This is a genomic window from Aporhodopirellula aestuarii (assembly GCF_023701485.1).
In the GTDB taxonomy this organism is placed as follows: Bacteria; Planctomycetota; Planctomycetia; order Pirellulales; family Pirellulaceae; genus Rhodopirellula; species Rhodopirellula aestuarii.
This window is the reverse complement of record NZ_JAMQBK010000016.1, coordinates 40,467-61,455: the sequence shown is the minus strand read 5'-3', so window position 1 is coordinate 61,455 and position 20,989 is coordinate 40,467. Positions and strand designations below refer to the sequence as shown.

Below are 20,989 nucleotides of genomic sequence, written 5' to 3'. Positions count from 1 at the left end.
ATCCTGAATCTCGATTCAACCACACGTTGTTTCGCGTCGTGCCGGAGGGCAACAACCTGACGCTAGCGTCGAAACGCGTTGCAATTTCAAGATCGTTCGAGTTGGACGACGGCGAGTGCCTTGTCGCTGATATCTTTGCGGCACCAAGCACCTTGCCAACGGATTTTGGCGACCGCTTTGTACGCTTGCAGCTTCGCCGCGCTGATTGTGTCTCCCATGGCGGTGACGCCCAGGACACGTCCGCCGGTGTTGACGACGTTGCCGTCAACTAGGCTCGTACCGGCGTGGAAGACTTTGACGTCTTCCATCGCGTCGGCGTTTTCGATGCCGGTGATTGTGTGTCCTTTTTCATAGTTGCCCGGGTAGCCTTCGCTGGCCATCACGACGCAGATCGCAGGACGAGGGTCAAACGTCAAACCGTCGAGTTCACCAAGGCGCCCGTCCACCGTTGCTTCCATCACGTCCACAAGATCCGTTTGCAAACGCATCAGCAGCGGTTGGCATTCGGGGTCTCCGAAGCGGACGTTGAACTCAAGGACTTTAGGGCCCGCGGGGGTGAGCATCAGGCCGGCGTACAAGACGCCTTTGAACGGGCGTCGGGCACGCTTCATCGCGTGAACGATTGGGACGAGGATACCGGATTCCACATCGGCGAGTGTTTGTTCGTCGAGAACGGGAGCCGGGCAATATGCACCCATGCCGCCCGTGTTCGGGCCGGTATCGCCATCGTGGGCGGGTTTGTGATCTTGTGCCGTCGGGAGTGTGAGGATGGTTTCGCCGTCCGTGATCGCCAACACACTGACTTCGGGGCCGGTCAATCGCTCTTCGATGATCAGTTCTTTGCCAGCGGCACCGAACTCTTTGCGAGCGGCGATCCGGTCGATCGCCTCGAGTGCTTCGCTACGTGTTTCGCAAACGACGACGCCTTTGCCAGCGGCCAAACCGTCGGCTTTGACGACGACATTGACCGGATCGGTCGGTTCGCTGTAGCGGTCTTTGATGTATCGCATCGCGTCATCGGCGGTGCGGAAAGCGCGATAGTCCGCGGTAGGAATATCAGCCGAACGCAGCAGGTTCTTGCAGAACACTTTGCTGCCTTCGAGTTCCGCCGCGGCGCTCGATGGGCCGAACACCTTCAGCCCCGCGGCCTGCATGTCGTCAACCAATCCGGCGACCAGCGGTGCTTCCGGGCCGACGACGACCAATCCCACGTTGTTCGACTTTGCAAATTCAATCAGCGCCTCGTGATCGGACTGTGGGATGTCCACATTAACCGCGTCGACGGACGTGCCAGCGTTGCCGGGAGCGACAAAAACTTTGTCGACCCGCGGACTCTGGTTGATTTTCCACGCCAGCGCGTGCTCACGACCGCCGCTGCCGACGATCAAAACGTTCATTGAATTCATGGAAGACGGACAGGTGGGGAAAGGTGTGGCCCGAAGTCGCCAGACTTTGGATCAATGGATGATTAATTCAAAACTCCGGCGAGTTCGGTTTCGCGACTCTTACGAAGTGGTGGTAGCAAGCTTGTCCAGCATAACCGGATCGGTCGGTGTCGGAGACATGGGGTCGAGCCCGATCGTGCCGACGAGCGACTTGACATACTTGTCCGATTCGGCGATCTGACGCTGCTCGGAGGCGTACGCCAAACGTGCCTTCAGTCCGAGACGTTCGACCGCCTCGACATTTTCCCGGCATGCAATGTACGTCTTCAGCCGTTCTTCGCAGGCTTTCCAGTGCTCGATATCACGAGCCTGTTTTGTCGTCAAACGCCGCTGATACCAATCGCTGGAGATCAGCACATCGCGGTCAAACAACCGGCGGACTTCGGGCGACTCGATCGTGTGCCCGTTGTGTTCGCCCTTGACCATGATGTCGAGGACCGCTCGCAACGGCGGGCACGCGAGTTCGTAACCGAAATCGTTGTAGTAGTTCTTCGATACACGAGCTTGGGCTTCGGCGATCTGCAAAATCCCGTCGGCGAACGAATCTTCGTCTTGCGTTTCGGGACGCAGGATAGATTCGGTGAAGACTTTGACCGGGTTGTCGAAGACACGTGCGAGATAAGTCCGCACGAACTTTTCCGTGATTCGATAGCCCAATCGGCTGCCGGGGATCAAAGTGCCTTTGTAGGTGAAATCTTCGATCTTTTCGAGCATTCCGTCGGCGATGAGATTCTTAGGATCGCGTTCGGCGGGAGACATACGGCACCAAACTTCTGGGATCAACAACGAGATATCATGGCCGACTTCGAAGTGCGGCCCGATGTATCCCGCCGGCGTGCTGAATCCGCCCAACTGCGTCAACACCATCGATACGATCGCGGAGTTCAGGTCGATCGCGGGGTGTAACGCGTTGAACGGACCCTTGGTGAGTGCGCCTTCACTGCCCGCACCGGTGGTGCTCGGGCTCTTGCCCGTCAGTGAGCACACGTAATCCATGATCAACTCAGGCAGCTCTTGGTAGTGCAGCGGTGAGTAGACGGCGAGCGAACGGATGCCGGCGTCACGATCCGGTGGATTATTGCGACGTCCCGAGAGCACGGCGCCGACCGGAGTCAGCACGGGTGCGCCCGGTTTGAGTTTGCGATTCAACTGTATGCCCCGCATCGCCACGTAGGTATCCAGATAACGAACCATGTCGGGACGATCTTGGAGATACCGTGGGTTCTTCGTGCGGGCACCGTTGACGATTCGCGGGTCAGCGGTGCTGACGACGAAACCATCTTCGGCGGCCGCCGCCTCTTCGAGCAACTGCCCCATCGGGCCGGTGAATTTATCGAACTCGATCGCATCGCGAGTGATGTCGCGGGCTTGGCTGCTCGTCAGCGGTTCGAAGTTACTAATAAAGTTGCCTGGGCCAGAGAGGTCCAATTCGGTTTGCTTGTCGAGTCCGCGATGAACCGCGTCGTCGGGACGCTGGAACAAGCGATATTCACAGTTCTCGACAAACTTGTAACTCCCCGATTCGGCGATCATCGACCCCAAGTTCTCGATGCTGGTGGCGGGAATGATGATGCTTGCCGAGATGTCATCTTCACGCTGCACCTTGGCCGCGGCGATGAAGTCCTGGCGGAGTTTGAAGGTTCGCCAGCGGGCGTCCATCAAGCCGACACGCAAGTAGGTTCCCACAAGGGTGCGGTCGCCGATCTTCAATTCGTGACCGGGTGATCCGTTGACGATATCAACGCGGAATTGCTCGCGCCAGTTCGATTCGGGGCTGGTGCCGATAAATCGTTTGACGATCAAAGCGATTGCGTAAACGTGTTCCGGAATGCTTTCCAGCCATTTGTTGTAGGCATCGTTGTATTCGGGCGACGGGGTGAGCAGTTTGATGACGCTACCGAGCGACCGTTTCGGGTCGAGCACTCTGCGGGTCGGGCGTTCTGCGTAGACCTTCGCACCAGCGGCGCCGGGAGCCCAACGAGTGCTGTAATCCTTCGCAAAAATCTCGTCGACGAAAGCGAAGTCTTTGTCGTGGTCTTTGACAAAGATCGGGCCGTAGATCATGTAGTCGCGAAGGCTCTTGCTGATTTCGCTCTTACCACCACCGCTCACGGTACATGGTTTGTGGCAGAACACGCCCTCACCGGCCGTTCCGATCAATCGCCAACTCGGTGCGTTGGAGTGTTTCGCCAATTGCAGTTTGTAACCGCTCGGTGCGATGTAGATTTGCTCGGGAGACAACGGGATCGATTGCGTCACGCCCGCAGCATCTTTCCAACGGATGTGCCGATGGTGCAGTGACGCGAATGCGCTTTCGGGAATGTAGATCACCTCGGGATGCAGCTTATCGATTCCGTAACCTTCGGGTTGGATATCGATGAAGTCACTGCAATTTTCGGCGACCTCCGCAAAGGTCTGGCCGTTGTAAAGTCGGCTTTTGACTTGGAAGTGATCGCCGAGCGAATAGGAGGCGAACGCGAGAGCTCCACCGGCGTGTTCTTCTTCAGCTCCGCCCATCAAATTGGCCGCGTAGCTGAGTTGCGTTTTGACTTCTTTCTTGCAGTAACCGTAATAGTTGTCTGCGATCAAAGTCACAATCACACCGGACTCGTCACGGCAGGTCAGCTTGAACGCCGAGCCGTCGTTGTAGAGTTCGGATTCGGACTTCCAGCACATCCGGTCGCGTCGTTGACGTTCGGTAGCATCATCGTAATGGGGCAGGCCAACTTCTTTCTTGGTCAGTTTGACCAGGTGGGTGGCAAGAATCACGCACCCGGTGTGGCCGCTCCAGTGCACCACATCGAGTCCTGCGTCACCGCCGGCTACGAGTGGGTCGCCGGCGTTGCCAAAGATCGATTCGACGAAGTCGAGGTTGCTGCAGTTGATGCCGGGCGTGAAGAATCGAGTCTCCATCGTCTTGAACTCGCTCACACCAGGAACGGCCGGTGCCACGAGTGGTCGCAGCATGAGTGAGACCCAGGTGCGGGCCGGATCATGCATGTCGGCGGTGTACGGCAGCATCAAGTCCTCAGCCGGTGGTTTCATCGCCGCTTGAAATAGCTTGATGAAGGTTTCCTTGGGAACGGCACGTTTGTCACCGGGGATGGGCAATCCGCCTTCGACGACGTGAAAAGTGCCCGCCGTGGTTCGGCGGTCCGACTTCGGATTATTTAAGACGCCGTTGAAACAGCGATAGGATTTCACCAGATCGCTTTCGAAGTTGTTTTTACCTACCGGTAGGCTGAGTTCTCTGGCCAAGCCGTGGCGGTCAAGAGATAACGAGCGATGGGGCAGTTTGAGTGATTCGACTTCTTTGCAGCCGGCAAAGTAAGTTGCCAAGAATGCTTCGATGCGGCCGTCGATCGGCGGCTGGTGTTGACTGAGGATCGCGTTGCGTTCGCGGAAACTTTCCAGCAGCTCTGGAGGAAGTGCCCATTCGGGGTGCTCCTGCTCCGATTCGTGTGGTGGCGTCAATCCCGCCATCGCGAGTTGAAAAGTCAGATAGCTTTGACGGCGTTGGCGTTCCGCTGGCGAAGAAGCCAATCTGGCGTCCCAACCCACAGCTCGCTGCAAATCTGCGGGGTCACGAAGCAATGACATGGAGAGTCTCCCGAACTCGGACACGGTTGTAAGTGAGAGTCGCCCCGAGGGCATCTTTCTCATTGCGTCTCAGCTTAGCAAAAGTGCGAAAAAGACAAAGCGGGCGGGGGTGCGACAGTTCGCATCGTCGCAGAGTCGTTCACTGTCATCGCGGTTGGTAGCGATTCGGGGTTCCGCTCAAGTCGATGGACTTATGTCGATTCAGGTGTCGGTATCGGGTGTGTCGGTTGGGCCACCCGGTTCCTGGCCCGGAGGGGGTGGATTCTGCCGTTCCTGGATCTGACGAACGGCGCCTTTGAGCGACTCGAGCAGTCGAGGGATCTGGCCTGAGGCCAAAAACACGCGGGCGCTGACGGCGGATTGCGGAAAAAAGCTGGTCAAAAAATCCAGGCCGAATTCGGTCGCCCCGTGTCCGATCATCACCCCGTTGGCATATACCCCCGACAAAACCTCATCGGGCAGCTTGAGGTCGTCATAGATCTCTTGTGGAGTAGGGCGTTTTTGATCCGGGTTCTGATTGGTCGGCGGGGCCGGCGGATCCCCAAATCGGCCCCGGTAGATATCAAGATTTTTTTGCAAAGCTTCGACGAACTGAGGCATCACGGCGTGGGGAATCACGACCCGCGACGCCACGCGATGGGGCCGGCCGATCGTTTGTAAAAAATCAATGATGAATTCGTTGGGGCCGGTGATCACGATCGCCCCGGTGCTGAAGCATCCGCCGGCGACGTGCTCGGGTACCCGGGCGCGGAGCGCGGGATTTTCGTCCGGTGCGGGAATTTCGGGAGTCGGTTCAGAGTTTTCGGAATTCATGAGCAGGGCCAGTGAATGGGAGGACCAATCAGGTGGAGGTCTGGGTGAGTGGGGGATTGAGGCGGCGGCGATCTGCGACACGGATCGCCGTAACACGACTCCGAACACTCGGAGGGAGTGAACTTAGCCTGCCGAGGTGATCGCTTCGAGGAGGCTGGCCGCTTTGACCCAGGTTTCTTCCGTTTCGCGTTTCGGGTCGCTGCGGGCGGTGATCCCGCCGCCGACCGGAAAATCCCAAACCGACGCACCGGAGGAAGTCCGCCGCTGGGTCACCGTGCGGATCAATATATTGAAATCCGCGGCGCCGCTGAGGCTGACGTATCCGAGCGATCCGCAGTACGGCCCCCGTGAACGATTTTCGAGTTCAGCGATCGTCCGCATCGCTTCCACCTTGGGCGCACCCGTGATGCTGCCGCCTGGAAAACATGCTGCCAGCAGGTCAGCGACGGTGGCATCCGGATCGAGCACGCCACGCACCGTCGAGACAAGGTGTTGAACCCGCTGGTAGCGTTCGAGTTCGCAAAGTTTCGTCACCTCGACGCTGGCGTCGGTGCACACGCGCGAGAGATCGTTGCGCATCAAGTCGACAATCATGATGTTTTCGGCACGATCCTTTTCGCTGGCGAGCAACTCAGCGCCGAGTCGCGTGTCCAGCGTTTCGTCGCCGGTCTTAGCTACCGTCCCCTTGATCGGCCGCGTCACGACGGTGCGTTCGCCCTCGGAGCCGATACGAACCTGCAGGAAACCTTCTGGAGACGAACTGATGACTTGGTATTCGCCGGCGTTAAAATATCCGGCATAAGGCGCCGGGTTGATTCGGCGGAGTCGACCGTACAGTTCTGCCGAACCACAGGTCGCGGGATGCGATAGCGTTTGAGCGAGATTGACTTGAAACGAGTCGCCGCCGTGGATCCTTTCAACAATGTCCTGGACACCAGCGGCAAAGCTTTCATCGGTGAAGTTGCTCGTCACGGCCTGTCGACCCGTCTGCCCGGCCCCTGTGAACGGTTTCGTGTCATTGCCGGCCAAGGAGGTGTTTTCGCCTTCGATCCACCGCATCACTTGGTCAGCGCGATGATTCGCTCGGTCAGGATCGAGCTCAAAGGTTTCGCTCAAACCCGTGCTCAGCAACCAGGCTTGGCCGAGTTGGTGGTCCGCCGCGATTGTCCAGTCATAAAGGCCGATCGCGAGTCCGGGGATGCTTGTGTTTGGTGTTGTTGAATCAGCATGCCGTTTGGGATCGTGACGAAGTGTCGGTTCGAGCCACCAAGCGGATTCGTATGCCAGCAAGCCTGCGATGCCACCCCAGAATGGCGGCAGTGCAGCGGTGGCCTCGTCAGATCGGGTGGTGTATGTAGGTGCCAAGTGTTGAAGCTTGCGACACCATTCATGCAGAACGGGCCAGGGGTTGGGGGAGTCCATGTCCGCGCTGCACCACGCGACAGGGTCAGCAGTTAGAAACGAGTACCTTCCGCGGTCGAACCCGTTGTCGGATGCCGAATCCAGCCACAAACAGTGCGGAAGCATTCGCAACCGATCAAACACCGGCGAGAGATCGCAGGAGTGAATCAGATCGAGCTGGCGAGCGACGGGAATCGTGTTTCCGGTTCGCAATGGGGGGATGTCCTGTGTCGCGTTGCAAAATGGGGCGGCGATGGGGCGCGTCTGTCCAACGGAAAACTGGACAGCATTCCGGTATCGGTTTCGGCGATCTTGTTCGCGGTGGAATCAAGATCCTACGTCACCCATGCCAGGTTTGTCGAGAAACGCTCGGTGTCGGCATTTGTGTCGATCGGTGAGCGAATCGAATCGCCAATACAGCGGTCTGCTGTTGTTCAGTATGCCGCGGCCGTTGTTCAGTATTTTAGGGTTCGTAGGAACATCGCGAGGATGCGATCGAAGAATTGGTGTGTAGACGAGCAAACACATAGAGCTCGGGATCAGTTATCCTTTGGCGAAAGTTTTTACTTCCCGAGACTTCTAACAGAAGAATTGACCATTTTGTCTGCTAACCGATCCGAATCACCGTCAGGCTCGAGCGGTCTACCCGCCACGTCGCGTTTAGGGTTATCGCTGTTTGCCGTTTACACGCTTATCTACCTCGGCTTCGTTCTGCTCAACGCTTTTGCCGCTGACACGATGGAGACGGTCGTGGTAGCGGGTTTGAATCTCGCGATCGTTTATGGGTTTGGGCTGATCATCGTCGCGATCGTGATGGCATTCATTTACGGATTCGCGTTGCGGGGTGATTCAGAAAGTGCAGCAGTGGATCGCACAAGTGCCGAGTCACGTGACGGCGAGGGGGACACGAAATGATTTATGATCCCTCGATTACAGCAGTGGTGGTGTTCTTTCTGTTTGTCGGTTTCACCGTCGGACTGAGTTTTTATCTAGGCAGTAAAGCGAAATCGTCTGCGGGGTATTTTGCCGCGCATGGTCAGATTCCTTGGTTCATCAACGGGGTCGCCTTCGCGGGCGATTACTTGTCGGCCGCCTCGTTCCTGGGAATCTGCGGGATGATCGCGGCCTATGGGTACGATGGTTTTCTGTACTCCATCGGGTATCTCGCCGGGTGGATCGTGGCGTTGTTCGTGATCGCCGAACCGATGAAACGGCTGGGCCGATTCACCTTTGCCGATGCTCTCGATGCGAAGTTCAATTCGCGTGGAATCAAAGCAGCCGCTGGGATCAGCACGTTGATTGTCAGCGTGTTTTATTTGATCCCGCAGATGGTCGGCGCGGGCGTTTTGATTCAGCCGCTGCTCGGGTTCCCGCATTGGGTGGGCGTAGTCTTGGTCGGGTGCGTCGTCATTACGATCGTGGTCACGGCCGGAATGGTGTCGACAACGTGGGTGCAGTTTCTCAAGGGCTCGTTGTTAGTCGTCTTCAGCACGGTGTTGGTCGTGCTGGTGTTGAAGCAAGGGTTTCAAACCGATCGCGATGCTTTTGAAACGATCGGGCCGCTCGATTCCGGGGTGGTCAACGCCAGCGGTGAGATTGATGATGCGGGGCGAGTTGCTGTAGCAGCGGGGCGTTCGCTTTTTGCGGGCGGGGACTCGGAAGACGGTTGGCTGAATTCGGGCCAATATGTCCGCTTTGCATCAACGGTCGATGACGGTTTCGACGTATATAAAGTCGACGTCCGTAGTGACGGTGTTTATCTGATGGAGGCACAGTCGCAGACGGTCAATGCAGACGGCGTCACGTTGATCGGCGGGCTACCCATGGGTGATCAAGAAGGCGAACGGACGCTGCAGCCCGTTGGCCAGTTGAGCCGTTTGCCTGATGAGTTTTCATCGCAGAAGTCAAGCGATGGCGATGCCGAGACGACCGGGCCGCTCGGACCGGTTCAGTTCTTTGACGTGCTGCGTCGCAGCGAAGTGGTGTTGTGGGGCAGCGACCGGATTCCGCACGCCGATGGAACGGTATCGATGGTCTATTATCAGAAGCCGACTGATGGCGCTCGGGTCCTGCGTCCGGGTGAGCATCCGACATTTGCGGGGATTCGCAGCGGTCGCTGGGCCGACCGCGTTAACTTTCTGTCGTTGATGCTCGCGTTGTTTTGCGGGACCGCGTCGCTGCCACACATTTTGATCCGGTACTACACGGTCAAGGATGCCGCCGCAGCGCGGAAGAGCACGATTGTGGGGATCGCCAGCATCGGATTCTTCTACGTGTTGACGCTGTACTTGGGGCTCGGGGCGATGGCCAGCGGCACGCTCGATGTGACCAACAGCAACATGGCGGCGCCGCTTTTGGCCCGCGGCATCAGCGATTTATTGTTTGCGATTATCTCGGCGATCGCATTCACGACCGTGCTGGGGACCGTCAGCGGGTTGATTCTGGCCAGCAGTGGTGCGGTCGCCCACGACTTGCTCGGCGGCGTACTGGGAATCAATTTCTCCGAAGGGAATCAAGTCCGGGTAGCCAAGATCGCGGCGGTGGTGGTCGGGGCAATTTCCATCTTGCTGGGGATTCTATTTCAAAACCTGAACGTCAGTTATTTGGTCGGTTGGGCGTTTAGCATCGCCGCGAGCGCAAATTTGCCGGCTTTGGTGATGTTGTTGTTCTGGAAACGCACGACTGCGGCCGGGATCATTGCGAGTGTCGTGGTGGGCATGTTCAGTTCGCTGGGATGGATCTTGTTGTCCGCAGACACCTTCGGCAAGGTTTACGGGATCGATCCGGCGAGTAGTCCGATTCCATTCAGCCAACCTGGAATTGTCACCATTCCGCTGGCGTTGGTGACGTTGGTGGTGGTGTCCCTGATGACCGGAAAAAACGGCACGGCAAACAGTTGAAAAAACCGGCAGGCGGGCGAATTTGAGGCGAACTCGCCTTGACACCTCCCAAGAGTCGCCTATATTTCGGGTAAATGGCATTGGTTCGGTTACGGGATTTTTCTAAGCCCGCCGACTGTACCGATCTTTCCATGGCCCCCGAAAACTCGAAGACTATTTACTGTTTTCAGCGTGAGGCCTCACCCAATCAATCCATAAACGATGGTTTCGATTGGGCGTCGATCGCGAAATATTCGAATCATTGGCACGATAGCCGGGCCGGAGTAATTCTCCAACCGTCTCACACTTTTGGTGCGACACCCGGTTTGACAATGTAACAGGTGTGTCCCTGACTCGTTGGATGGGAATCTTTTTGGCAAGGACTTGCCGTTTGTGTGAGCATTAGATCACACGAACACATTGGTCGCCCTGATGGTGTTACCGCCACCTTCAGTGCACACGACCTCAATTTTCGTTTTTCAAACGCGGTTCCTCTTGTTGGTTGCCTTAATCGGCTCGGTGCTTTCGTTGCGCCTCGGATGTTGTTGTTTCCGTTCGGAGACGATGTCACGACCGAGTGGTTGCTTTTTCGAATTCACCACAAACGTTTTCCTCGTGAAAACACCGAGACAGGTTTACCTGGATTAAAAGATGGCAAAAAAGAAGCGTTCATCACGCGGCCGAGGTGGTTTCGGCTCTCAGAATGGTTCCGCAGGTAGCGGAGAAGGCTCCAACAATAACAACAATGGCGGAGGCGGTAAGCCTCGGACCCGCCGGCGGCGTCGCGGTGGCGGCGGAGGAGGTGGCGGAGGCGGATCGCAAAATGGCGGTGCCAACGGAGAACCAGCCGACTTCGTCAGTGACGCTCCGCTCGAAGAGTGGGCCGGCATCTTGGAAATGCACCCCAACGGGTACGGTTTCCTGCGAAGCCCCACGAACAACTACACCCGCGAGCGAACGGACCCATTCGTGCCCGGCACGATGGTTGAAAAGTTCGGACTCCGCCAAGGCGTGATGTTGCACACGATGGTGCAGCAAGCCAAACGGCAGCAAGGTCCTCGCGTTCGAGAGATCCTCGACGTCGACGGGCAGCCGCCTGAAAAGTACCCCGAGATGCCGCTGTTTGATGATCTCACAGCGATCAATCCGGAAGAGTTTCTTAAACTCGAAAAGGGCAAACTTCCGCTGACCAATCGCGTCATCGATTTGCTCGCTCCGCTCGGCCGCGGTCAACGTGCACTCATCGTTGCACCACCGCGCAGTGGAAAGACGATCATGCTCCAGCACATCGCCGAGGGCATCTCGCAAAATCACCCCGACGTTAAGTTGATGGTGTTGCTGATCGATGAGCGACCTGAAGAGGTCACCGACATGCGGCGCAGCATTGTCAATGGCGAAGTGATTGCAAGTAGTTTGGACATGGACGTGGAAAGCCACGTGCGTTTGAGCCAACTTGCGATCGACCGTGCGAAGCGTTTGGCCGAATCGGGGCAAGATGTGTTCTTGATGCTCGATTCGATCACTCGACTTGCTCGCGCGTTTAACAAATGGGTCGGTAAGTCCGGACGTGGTGGTGCTACCGGCACCGGCGGATTGGATATCCGCGCGATGGATGTTCCCAAGAAACTGTTTGCGACCGCGCGGGCGTTCCAAGAAGGCGGTTCACTCACGATTGTGGGTACTTGTCTGGTGGATACGAACAGTCGGATGGACGAAGCGATCTTCCAGGAGTTCAAAGGAACCGGGAATATGGAAGTCGTGCTTGATCGCCGGCTCGCCGATCGCCGTGTTTATCCCGCGATTGATATCTCGCAATCAGGGACGCGTCGCGAGGAATTGTTGCTCGATGAAGAAACCTACGAAACCGTTTCGATGTTGCGTCGTACGCTGAGTGAAATGCACCCGGTCGATGCGATGGAACAGTTAACGAAACAGCTTGGGCGTTTCGATGACAACGTAGGCTTCTTGAAGCTGATCTCGGGCGCGAAGCTGGCCTAGTTTCAAGGCGTTGTCAATATTCGCATCAATGCCGCGATGAATCTTTCGCGGCGGATCAAGTTGGGGTTGGCGTCAAATCATGCTGGCCGAGTGGTTCGCCTGTTGGGTTTTCATCATCCGCAGTTTCCTAATTGCGAAGCGATGCGTTGGTTGAATAACCCGACGCGTTGGCGCAAGATCAATACGACCCACTCTTTCTCAATTCAGTTTGCAATTGGCTTGGCGATCGATGCGCTTTGAATGAGTGACAGCTTCGCCATCGAGTCACCGTTTTGAGTGATTCAAATTCTTTCGACGTTTTCGGTTTTCCTGAATTGTCGAGCGGGTAGGATGGATGGACTCCAAAACCATTTCACTCCTTTCTGGTTGAGAACCTTGATCGTGAAAACCTCTCTGTCCCTGTTCGTTATCCTCTGTCTCGTTGCGATCACTACCATGCAGGTTGCGGCCGTTGGTTCCGACGCGAAATCAGAATCCAAGCTCCTGCGTCACGTGGTGATGTTTGGTTTCAAAGAATCGAGTTCGGAAGCTGAAATCCAAAATGTCGTTGACGAGTTCGCAAAGCTGCCCGGCAAGATCGATTCGATTGTGGAGTTCGAGCACGGCGTCAACAACAGCCCGGAAGGTCTCAACGACGGACTGACCCATTGCTTTCTCGTTTCGTTCGCCGACGAAGCAGGGCGCGCTGAGTACCTCCCCCATCCGGCGCACAAAGCATTCGTTGAAGTTCTCAAGCCTCACATGGAAAAGGTCGTCGTCGTCGACTATTGGGCTCAGTAATCACTTAGAGCGTTTCTATAAATGACGTAGGTTTTCAAAGGTAGCTACGTTCGCCAGAACGTGGTCCACCGTCGGGCGACGGTGGCTACAACAATAATGGAAATGCTCTAGCGAGTTGGGTAATAAAGGAAGTGTGCTGGACGAAAAAATTTCCCCGGCGCTGACCGACCTGATACATTGCGAAGACGCGGGTTCTCGATCGAGGTGGGGCCGCGTCTTTTCTTTTGCTAATCGGGGAAGCTGTGATGCGTTTGAGTTCAGCCGGTGGGGTGATGTTGGTGTTCGCCACGGTATGTCTGTGGCCCCTGCAATGGGTTGATGCTCAACAGCCTGGGTTTTCTGGACAATTCGGTGGGCAACAAGCCGGTGGCGAAGTTTTCCCTGGAGCGAATCCTGGTGCTGGTGGCCAAGACCAGGCGGGCGGTAACAATGCCCAGGGTGGGGGTTCGATGGCGGACTTCGATTCGCTGATGACGTTGATTCAACAAACCGTGGAGCCTGACTCGTGGGAGGCCCTCGGCGGAGTCGGGACGATGGCTCCTTATCCGCAGGGTGTCATGGTCGATCCTCGTGGTTTGCTCAAAGATTACGAGCGGCCCAGTGGCAAGAAGTCAGATCACGCTACCGCGATCGCCGGCATGCTCGCGCCGGCGCGGCCCGATGTGGGACGTGATGTTGGCAATCAGGATGATTGGCGTTTGCCAGCCCAAGCCCGTTGTGTATCGATGCGGCGAATGATGCAGGCGTTGGCGACGCGTTCACTGCTTAAACAAAATCGATCGCAGAACGACGGCGAGGGGTTTGTTTCGAGCGAATCGCCGCAGGCCGACGAGGATCTCGAAGCGTTTCGTGCGATGGCCGGATTGTCACGAGTCACACTCGTCATGGTGACGAGCGATGATTTGATTTTAGCGGGACCGGTTGCCGGATTCGAAGAAGTGGATGGTTGGGAAGTTGATCGCGCTACCGGTCTGCCGCCAATGAGTTTGGTCTCAATGGCGGTCGGATTGCAGGCGGCGCGGAGTGGCGTCCCATATGGGTGCACGATCGATCCGACGCCCGATGGACTGCGAGCGGCGGCCGCGTTGGGGCAACGCATTGTGAGTGGCGAAGTTCCGATGGGGCTCGCTGCGGACTCACTCGCAGCGGCTCTTGGGCGTCAAAACATCATCGTCTTCGGAACCACGCCGTCGCATGAAGTTGCTTACTTGATGGTGGAAGCCGACCGGCATATGAAGCGTCTGGCTTTGGGGAGCGAACCGATGCCGGAACGAGTTCGCAACTATCTACAGCTGATGTCATCGACCGGTGACGGCACTCCACCGACGGATCTGCTGTTGCGATTGTGGTTCACCTCACGTGCGATCGACCTTCGAGCAACAGATGTCGACGGCGATAAGATCATCCAGATTGCCGGCACGCCGATTCGCCTGAGTGGTGAGAACGAACGAGCGCAACTCGATGGTGCGCGTGGAAATCGAGTGATCGATGATGCCTCTCTCGCCTTCGTCGACCATTTCAATCAGAACTGGGGAGGGATTCGTGCCAAATACCCGCTCTATGGCGCGTTAGAGTCTGTCTACACAGCGACCGCGATCGCCGAGCTTTGGAAGAGGATGGCAGCGACGTCGGATCATGAAACGTTGCAGCGAGCGGTGATGTATTTTGCCGCTGACCAAGCTGAGAAGTTGCAACCGCCGACTCAGGTCGATTCGATCGCGGTGTTGCATCGATACCGCAAAGGAAAGAAACAGCATCAGGTGTTGATGGCCAGCGGTGGCGTGAAGATCGATTCAGACGAACTGCTGCCGCTTCGAACGATGGACTATCCCGGATTGAAAGCCTACGCGAATCTACGTGATCAACGACCCACGAACCGATGGTGGTGGAACGGCCAGATTGCGAAGCAATAAGTGGACAGCGCTTCTTTTCCCGTAAATCGGCTTCTGGGGGAATCGATTTAATTACTACGGGATTGCAAATGTAGCGGAACGGCGCAAGCCGTCCGGTGACGCGGAACCGGACGGCTTGCGTCGTTCCGCTAAAAAGACCATTCGTTGGCTCAGCCAAACAGCTTTGCCCACCGTTGTTGTGATGGAAACCGCGGCGGTCGTTGAGCCGATCGTGGTTGGGACGTTGCGGCCAGGACTACGTGTGCAAGTTCTATGACGCTTGGCCCAAATCGTCCAAGACGCTGAGAGGCGTGTGCCCTCCTGCGTGGAACCTTTGTGACGCTGGGCCGCTGCAACAACGCGATCAATCTCCTGCGAACACATCCGTGAACTCTAACAGCAGGCCTAGGTTATGCTCGCTTCCCTTATGCGATTACGTGGTATCGACGCTTGCGAATAGGGCGAATTGGTGATCTTATTCTGGCCCATGAAACCGGTGGATTTCCGCTTAAGCGAAGCCTTAAAGAGACGTTTGTGCGCATTGTATGTCCTTGGCCGCATGGAAAGTACAAATCAACACTCAATGAGATGAGCCTTATGATTCGTTCAGCCTATCAGTCAGTGAAAACACCTAAGAAGTACTCCCTTCTAGCGGGTAGTTTGCTTAGATGGTTTAGAGCGATGTTTTGTCCGCAAAAGGTGGCGGGTGCGTGGAATTTCGTGGTCAGATTTGTTGCCGCAAAGATAACAATCTCAGGGACTCCCGCGACGATGTGGTGGCTGCTGTTGGCGATCCTGATTGCGGGATCGGGCATCGCGGTTCGTACCGCTGAGGCGCATGACAGTCCGAGGTCGCGTCAGAATTTCGATCGGGACTGGTCGTTTCACCATGGCGAACTGGATGGGGACTCCTTGGCCGAGCAACGATTGGATCAGGAAGGCTGGATCGGAATTGATCTACCGCATGACTTTGGAATCGAGGGGCCGTTTGACAAGTCCAACAAGAGCGGAGGTCCGGGCGGCTATCTTCCTGGCGGAATCGGGTGGTACCGCAAGACATTCCGTTTGCCAGAGGGGGCCAAAGACAAAGCGGTTTCGATTTGCTTTGACGGCGTCTACATGAACAGCGACGTTTGGATCAACGGACATCATCTTGGTCAACGTCCGTATGGCTATATCAGCTTTCACTATGATCTGACGCCGTATCTCACCGCTGATGACGAGAACATTTTGGAAGTTCGCGTCGACAACGCTAAACAACCGTCATCGCGATGGTACACGGGAACAGGGGTCTATCGCCACGTTTGGTTGACGACGACCGACCATCTGCGCGTGCCGCAGTGGGGAACTCAGGTGAGCACGCCAACGATTACATCGTCGCAGGCAACGGTTGCTGTTAACACGTCGATCAACAATAGCGATACCGCGCCTAAGAACGTGATTGTCAAACAGCAGATCATTGCTGCGGACGGTAACGTTGTGGCATCTGGCAGTGATGTCGTGAAGTTGGACGGTGGTGCCGAGCAGGTGCTCTCGCAAACGATCGAATTGCCCAATCCCAAGTTGTGGTCACCTGATTCGCCAAGTCTCTACACGCTGCGAACGGAATTAGTTGATGCAGAAGATTCGAGTGGCACGGCGCCTGGAGGCCGTTTAGCGGATCGATACGAGACCCCCTTTGGCGTCCGCGAAATGCGGTTTGACCCTGACCAGGGATTTTTTCTGAACGGAAAAAGCATGCTCTTCAAAGGAGTCTGCAACCACGATGATTTGGGACCGTTGGGTGGAGCACTTTGGGACGAAGCCCTCCTCCGCCGCTTGCGAATGTTGAAAGCAATGGGATGCAATTCGCTTCGTACGGCCCACAATCCGCCACCTCCGGAACTGTTGGAGATGTGCGACGAACTGGGCTTCCTGGTCATCAACGAAACGTTTGATAAGTGGCGTTTTGGATGGGGATTTGAAGACGGCAAGCTGGTCTGCGGTCGTCGATCACAACAAGGCTATGCCGCGTACATTGACCAATGGCAGGAAAAAGATCTCACGGATCATTTGTTGCGAGACCGTAATCACCCCTCTGTGATCATGTGGAGCATCGGTAATGAATTGCCAGAGGCTCAAAAGCACGGTGAACTCGAGACGGTTAAGCGGATGAGTGATCTCTGTCACGAGCTGGATCCGACTCGTCCGGTCACGGCAGGTTGTAATTTTATTGCCGGTGCCAACGAAAGTGGCTTCGCGGAGATGCTGGACTTGGTTGGGTACAACGGCGGTGGTCGTTCGTGTTTCCAATACGAGGCCGATCACGAGCAATTTCCTAATCGTTTTATCTATGCATCGGAAGTCCCTCACACTCTGCAGACTCGCGGTGAGTACCGAACACAGTCCCGGTTTCGCGAAAAGCAAAGCCAGCCGCCGCACCTGACTCCTGCAGAAGCCTTCTCCGACACTCATGATCGGTATGAATCTTCTTACGACAACGCAGGAGTTCGGATTACCGCCCGCGACTCGTGGCGATTGAGCAAGACGCTGCCGTTCGTGGCGGGCGAGTTTCGCTGGACCGGATTTGATTACATCGGTGAATCCGGTGGTTGGCCTCGCGTGCTGGGCAATTTCGGAATCATCGACTTGTGCCATTTTCCGAAAGACACCTACTACTTTTACCAGAGCCAGTGGACCGTGGAACCGATGGTTCATTTGCTTCCGCATTGGACTTGGCCGGGGATGGAGGGCACCACGATCCCGGTCTGGTGCTACACGAACTGCGATAGCGTTGAATTGTTTTTGAATGGTGAATCACTCGGCAGTCGACATTTCACAGCCGAGAACGACATGCACATGGAATGGCTTGTTCCGTATCAACCGGGCGAGTTAAAAGCGGTTGCGACCAAGGACGGCAAAGTAGTACGTACCTCGGTCACGCACACTGCCGGTGACGCAAACGCGATGTCAGTGTTGCCCGATCAATCCGAATTGACTGCTGGCAAACGCGAATTGTCGTATGTAACAATTCGCATCCAGGATGCGGACGGGCACTTCGTTCCGAAAGCGGCGACCAAGGTGACGTTGAATGTGGAAGGTCCTGGACGATTGCTCGCGGTCGGCAACGGCGACCCGATGAGCCATGAGAGTTTTCAACAGAACGTTGTCACGACCTTCAATGGCCTAGCTCTGGCGATTGTCGCGGATAATGGCGAACCAGGTGAGATCGTACTCTCCGCTTCAGCCGATGGCATGCCGCCAGTGCAATGCCAGATCAACGTCAGCCGAGCCACCGAACTGTAGTCGCCGTTGATCAGATCTTGGAGTGATTGGTCGGCCCGATCAGCGTTCCACAATCGCACCCCAACATCGATCTTCACCACGCCGCCCCATTCGGTACTGCATCTGCTCATGGATTGGGCAACACTTCGGCAACGTTTGCAAGTTCAGGCGTTCTCGCGCGTGTAGTCTGTCGTTCGGGATTCCGAGTGAACTAATGCGAGAGGTGACGGTGGGTGTTATTGGAGGCGTCCATGTCGGTTTCCGATTCCCGTCACTGACACCACTTTCCTAACTCACCTTCGCTACGTGTTTCTCACTGACGCCTATGCGACTTTTTTGCCGCCGGGGGCTCTGAGGTCGAAGAGGCCGAAGATTTCGTCTCGGGTGAGGCCGCCAGTTCGGGTTAGCGGACTGTTGGAGGCGGGTGTGGGGGCTCGGTCCTGCGTGCTGGCCGGTTCGCCTTGGGCGGCGAAGAGGGTTTCGAACATCTCGCGTTTTTGATCGAGCACCGCGGCGATTCGTTGTTCGATCGTGCCGGCGGCCATCATGCGAGTCACCGTGACGCTGCCAGCGGCGCCGATGCGGTGGGCTCGGTTGATCGCTTGGTCTTCGATCGCCGGGTTCCACCAACGGTCGAATAAGAACACGTAGCGACAGAACTGCAAGTTCAATCCCACGCTGCCGGCGCCATAACTCATCAAGATGATGCGTTTATCGGGATCATGTTTGAACTGGTCGATGACGGTTTCCCGCTTCTTGTGCGGGATTTTTCCGTGATATTCCAGCACGCCAAATCGCTCGAGTGTCGGACGCATCTTCTCGATCGTCTTGGTCCATTGGCTAAACAGAATCGCTTTGTGACCACTTGCGGCGACTTCTTCCATGTCAGCTTCGAGACGTTGCAATTTCGCGCTCGATCCGGTGACCGGATCAAAGTTGCAGATCTGTTTGAGCCGTAGCACGAGTTCGAACACGTGCTGGATCGTCAGCGATTCTTCGAGTTCTTCGAGGTGGATGATCCCGTCCGACTCAGCGGCTTCGTAGCGTGCCCATTGTTCAGGGGTTAGGTCGATGTCAGCGTCACGAAAGAGTTTCGGCGGCATGTCTTCGAGCACCATGTCTTTGGTGCGGCGAAGGATATAGTCTCCGGCGGCGCGGGCCATCTGAGGCAACGTCATGCCGGCGGTCAGATAACCGGGCGAAAGGAAGTCAAATATGCCCACGAGGTCATCGGGTGAGTTTTCGACAGGAGTTCCGGTTAACGCCCACGAACGTGTTCGTGGGATCGCGCGGACGATTTCGCTGGTCGTGTTATTGCTGTTCTTAATTCGCTGCGCTTCATCGAGCGCAACGAGATCAAAGTGCAACCCGCTTTCGAGCACGATCTCTTTGTCTCGCATCAGCAATTCATAATTGGCGACCTTTACAGGCGCGTTGGTCGCGCGCCACTGAAACTCTCGCTTGGCCGCATTGCCCTCAATCGCCATGACTGGAATCTCGGGAGCCCAAACCCCGAATTCGCGCAACCAATTGCTGACCAGGGGTTTGGGACAGACCAGCAAAATGTTGCGCAGTTCACCGCTGCACAACAGCATTCGCATGGTGCTGATTGCCTGCATCGTTTTGCCAAGTCCCATCTCGTCGGCCAGGACACACGCGTACCTTGGAAACAGGAACGCGATTCCGTCGAGTTGGTAGGGAAATGGTTCGAACGGGAAGTTCAGTTGTCCGCTGCCGACGAGCAAGTCGAGGGGTGGTTGCAAGAGATAGTAAAGCCGGTCTTGCAGCTTGACGATATCGTTGGGCGGTTTGATCCGGGCGTGCTTGCCGATCTTGCGAGTCCGCTTTTTGGCCGACTGGTTCTCACCGGAATCGTCCGACCCAATCCGGCCGGCAACCGAAGCGGTCGTCGCGGTTTGCGTTTTCGGAATCCATGACGCGGCTTCGGGAAATAGGAATCCGTTGGTGGCGGCACGCAGTTTCGGCAGTTTGATCGGCACCCGAGTGGTTTGCAGGGGTGATAACGCTAGCGATCGCGTTTGCACTTCGAACCCGCCGAAGTGAAACGTATCAACGTCTGCCGAGTCCTCCGTGCCTTCCAGGGAGACCGTGTCGCCAGGAAAGATCGACCAACTGAGCATCTCGTCGATTTCGCACGTCAACGTCGGCCGGGTGCCGGTTGGTGCCTGCGGAGCGGTGGCCTGTTCGGGAGGCAGAGTGCCAACCGGGATGGTTGGTGCTGCCGGAGACTGTCCGTTCGTTGGTTCAGGTTTGGATCGAAACCACATTCACGCCGCCCTCGCCATCTGGCTCTGGGCTTCACGGATCGCTTCAGTGATGCGTTCGAACGGTTCAAAGGTGTCGATGATATCGTTCAAACCCGCGATCGCAATTTCGGCGTCTTCGAGGCACTCCATCGCAACGTGCAAATTCGCATTGCCAAGCGCGATGCGGCAATGTCCGTCCAATTCGCGAGACCGTTTATCATCATCGCGTTGGATGATCGCCACGACGGTGGAACGAACCGCGGAGTTCCCCGGCAGAGTGGCGGCCGACGGCGGCAGATTTTCCTGCAGAGAGACCGCTTCGGCTTGCCCGCAGCACAGCAGCGAGATGGGGGTACGGCACTTTTGCAGCAGCGTGGGGCCGATCACTTCGCTGATCAGATGATGGCGAAGGGTCGTGCCGAATAGAATTTCATGGGCTCGCGAGGGCCGAATCGGCAATGTGCACTGAAACTCGAGCGGTCGTCCGGCCCCATTGAGAACCAGCAGCCCGCCGGTCCATCCTGTGCGTTCGGATTCCACGGTCGTGAAATACCCGATGGTCGTGGCCGCAGCAGCGTCCTTGCTTGATCCCATGCCTTGTCGTCTTCCCCCCAGTCGGTGAACGTGTTCGGCGAGGTTCCCTCCTCGTC

The 20,989-nt window shown here is 56.5% G+C and carries 12 protein-coding genes; 6 read left to right on the top strand and 6 right to left on the bottom strand.

Translation table 11 applies throughout. The features are described 5' to 3' along the window. Positions 1-86: 86 nt before the first annotated feature. From purD to NB063_RS05285, 4 genes are all read right to left on the bottom strand, one after another. Positions 87-1,406, bottom strand: a complete 1,320-nt coding sequence (gene purD / locus NB063_RS05300) for a phosphoribosylamine--glycine ligase (RefSeq protein WP_250927712.1) — start codon at positions 1,404-1,406, stop codon at positions 87-89. A 99-nt stretch (positions 1,407-1,505) separates the two neighbouring features. Next, complete coding sequence (locus NB063_RS05295; protein WP_250927711.1) at positions 1,506-5,045, bottom strand: hypothetical protein; 3,540 nt, start codon at positions 5,043-5,045, stop codon at positions 1,506-1,508. A gap of 201 nt (positions 5,046-5,246) precedes the next feature. Beyond that, positions 5,247-5,858, bottom strand: a complete 612-nt coding sequence (locus tag NB063_RS05290) for a DUF3467 domain-containing protein (protein ID WP_250927710.1) — start codon at positions 5,856-5,858, stop codon at positions 5,247-5,249. A 123-nt stretch (positions 5,859-5,981) separates the two neighbouring features. Continuing rightward, positions 5,982-7,472 carry an anthranilate synthase component I family protein gene (locus NB063_RS05285; RefSeq protein WP_250927709.1) on the bottom strand — a complete coding sequence of 497 codons (1,491 nt, stop codon included), beginning with the start codon at positions 7,470-7,472 and terminating at the stop codon, positions 5,982-5,984. Positions 7,473-7,859: 387 nt separating this feature from the next. Between NB063_RS05285 and NB063_RS05280 the strand changes: the two genes are divergently transcribed. The 6 genes from NB063_RS05280 to NB063_RS05255 all read left to right on the top strand — a co-directional run bounded on the left by NB063_RS05280 (position 7,860) and on the right by NB063_RS05255 (position 18,093). Further along, positions 7,860-8,174, top strand: coding sequence for a DUF485 domain-containing protein (locus NB063_RS05280; protein ID WP_250927708.1), 315 nt, complete (start codon positions 7,860-7,862; stop codon positions 8,172-8,174). Then, positions 8,171-10,159, top strand: a complete 1,989-nt coding sequence (locus NB063_RS05275; RefSeq protein WP_250927707.1) for a sodium/solute symporter — start codon at positions 8,171-8,173, stop codon at positions 10,157-10,159. The genes NB063_RS05280 and NB063_RS05275 overlap by 4 nt, the downstream gene beginning before the upstream one ends. Before the next feature lie 630 nt (positions 10,160-10,789). Continuing rightward, positions 10,790-12,136, top strand: a complete 1,347-nt coding sequence (gene rho / locus NB063_RS05270) for a transcription termination factor Rho (protein WP_250927706.1) — start codon at positions 10,790-10,792, stop codon at positions 12,134-12,136. Positions 12,137-12,517: 381 nt separating this feature from the next. Further along, positions 12,518-12,916 carry a Dabb family protein gene (locus NB063_RS05265; protein WP_250927705.1) on the top strand — a complete coding sequence of 133 codons (399 nt, stop codon included), beginning with the start codon at positions 12,518-12,520 and terminating at the stop codon, positions 12,914-12,916. A gap of 245 nt (positions 12,917-13,161) precedes the next feature. Then, positions 13,162-14,829: a DUF1598 domain-containing protein gene (locus NB063_RS05260; protein WP_250927704.1), complete on the top strand. Its 1,668-nt coding sequence runs from the start codon at positions 13,162-13,164 to the stop codon at positions 14,827-14,829. Between the two features lie 660 nt (positions 14,830-15,489). Further along, entirely contained in the window at positions 15,490-18,093 is a 2,604-nt protein-coding gene (locus tag NB063_RS05255; RefSeq protein WP_250927703.1) for a glycoside hydrolase family 2 TIM barrel-domain containing protein, read from the top strand. A 302-nt stretch (positions 18,094-18,395) separates the two neighbouring features. Here the strand turns inward: NB063_RS05255 and NB063_RS05250 are convergent, their stop codons facing one another. Both NB063_RS05250 and NB063_RS05245 read right to left on the bottom strand, forming a co-directional pair. Next, positions 18,396-20,360 carry a DEAD/DEAH box helicase gene (locus NB063_RS05250; RefSeq protein WP_250927702.1) on the bottom strand — a complete coding sequence of 655 codons (1,965 nt, stop codon included), beginning with the start codon at positions 20,358-20,360 and terminating at the stop codon, positions 18,396-18,398. Beyond that, positions 20,361-20,933: a hypothetical protein gene (locus NB063_RS05245; RefSeq protein ID WP_250927701.1), complete on the bottom strand. Its 573-nt coding sequence runs from the start codon at positions 20,931-20,933 to the stop codon at positions 20,361-20,363. Positions 20,934-20,989: the final 56 nt, after the last annotated feature.